Source organism: Kitasatospora putterlickiae, assembly GCF_039527695.1.
In the GTDB taxonomy this organism is placed as follows: domain Bacteria; phylum Actinomycetota; class Actinomycetes; order Streptomycetales; family Streptomycetaceae; genus Kitasatospora; species Kitasatospora putterlickiae.
This window is the reverse complement of the sequence record NZ_BAAAKJ010000231.1, coordinates 2251-3797: the sequence shown is the minus strand read 5'-3', so window position 1 is coordinate 3797 and position 1547 is coordinate 2251. Positions and strand designations below refer to the sequence as shown.

Genomic DNA, 1547 nt, shown 5'->3' with positions numbered 1-1547 from the left:
GCCCGCTTGTCGCCCACCCGAACCCCCTTCTCACCCCGATCCGGGTTCGCAAACCACCGATCGCGGCCGAGGCTCGGCTTCAGCGCGCCCGCGTAGGCGGAGAAGAGGGCGAGCGGCCCCGCGACGATCAACGTAGGCGGCGCTCACGGGGCGGGCTCGGTGGCGTAGCGGCCCATGGCCTCGATGGTGGCCCCGGGCGTCAACGGCCGGCCCTGGGCGAGCACCTCCCGCAGGTCCCGGAAGTACTGCACGTACAGGTCCGGCGTGAACGTGCTGGGCGACGGCACCGACCCGGGAACGGCCAGGCTGGCCGCCGCCTACCGCCGGAACCACCCCGCCGTCGACATCCGCGTCCGCGAGACCGACCTGACCGACCCGACCTGCGGGCCGGACTCGTCGACGTCGCCCTGACCCGCGCACCCGTTCGACGAGACCGCCCTGACGGTCCGCACGCTGCGCACCGATCCGGTCGGTGTGGTCCTGCGCGCCGACGACCCGCTGATCCGCCCGTTCGTCGACATCGCGACAGCCGCGTACCGCCCCTGACCACCCGCCGGAGTCCCGTCCCAGCCGGCTCAACGCCCCCGCGCCACCGGCAGCACGGGGACGCGGGGCGCCGCCCACAGCGGGATCACCTCGACGACGGCGGCGGAGCCGCGAGCCCCGTCCCCGGAGACGGGCTCGGGGACGGCGGTGCGACTGCTGATCCGGGTACGGGCGGCCACGGTGTTCACGGAGGTCATGGTCGGCAACCTATCGGCCGGGACCGACAGTCCACCCCGGCGGCGAGGTGCCGCACGCCGCAGGCCGGATCGGGCGCCGCCCCATCGCAGGGCCGCTCCGCCGACGCCGACGCCGTTCGTATGCTGGTCCGACGGGCGGTGGCGGCATCCTCGTGGTTCGGACGGGGCGGCACACCGCGGAAAGGGGCAGGGACATGCGGACACGGACGAGGCGCACGGCCTTGTCGCTCACCTACTTCGTGCTGGGCGGCGCGTGCCTGCTGATCGCCGTGGCGATCGCGGTCGGCCTGGTGACCAAGTGGGCCCGCGCGGAGGTGGAACACCTGATCCCGGTCCTGATCCTCGGCGTCCCGGGCGCGGTGCTGACCTTCCGCGCGCCGCTGTTCCGCGTCTCCTTCGGGCCCACCGGGCTGAGGTACTCCGGGCTGCTCAGCGCGCGGTCCTACGCGTGGGCGGACGTCCGGGAGGTGCGGGTGGCCGTTCTGAAGGGCAGGGTCTACTCCTCCGACGTCCCGGAACTGGTGCTGGTCTCCGGCGGGACGGACCCGCTGTACATGATGGCGGGCCACAGCTCGGGCGGGACCAACAGACGGGTCAGACGGCTGGTGGCCGAGTTGGAGGCGGCACGCGCGGCCGCGTCCTGACGCCGGTCGCCCGGCGGGCCCCACCACCCCGGCGTCGGATCCGGCCTCCGGAACGGCGATGTCGGTGGCGCCCGGCATGATGCCCGCATGACCGACGACACCGCTGCCGCCCTCACCTCCCCGGCCGACTACGCCGACGCCGTCGACAGGGCGGTGCGGG

2 protein-coding genes and 2 pseudogenes are annotated in these 1547 nt (G+C 74.5%); 2 read left to right on the top strand and 2 right to left on the bottom strand.

The window, feature by feature from the left end:
• Positions 1-143: 143 nt before the first annotated feature.
• Positions 144-275 (bottom strand): annotated as a pseudogene (locus ABD308_RS23240) (cupin domain-containing protein); the annotation flags it as partial.
• Here ABD308_RS23240 and ABD308_RS23235 point away from each other — a divergent pair.
• Positions 265-507 (top strand): annotated as a pseudogene (locus tag ABD308_RS23235) (LysR substrate-binding domain-containing protein); the annotation flags it as partial. The pseudogenes ABD308_RS23240 and ABD308_RS23235 sit on opposite strands and share 11 nt — an antisense overlap.
• 68 nt (positions 508-575) lie before the next feature.
• On the opposite strand, the gene ABD308_RS23230 reads toward ABD308_RS23235, so the two are convergent.
• Entirely contained in the window at positions 576-743 is a 168-nt protein-coding gene (locus ABD308_RS23230) for a hypothetical protein (protein WP_344338188.1), read from the bottom strand.
• Between the two features lie 221 nt (positions 744-964).
• On the opposite strand from ABD308_RS23230, the gene ABD308_RS23225 reads away from it, so the two are divergent.
• Entirely contained in the window at positions 965-1387 is a 423-nt protein-coding gene (locus tag ABD308_RS23225; protein ID WP_344338186.1) for a hypothetical protein, read from the top strand.
• Positions 1388-1547 lie beyond the last annotated feature (160 nt).

Excerpts from the sequence above, each read along its gene's own strand:
- ABD308_RS23230 (WP_344338188.1), bottom strand. The coding sequence starts at position 743 with ATGACCTCCGTGAACACCGTGGCCGCCCGTACCCGGATCAGCAGTCGC.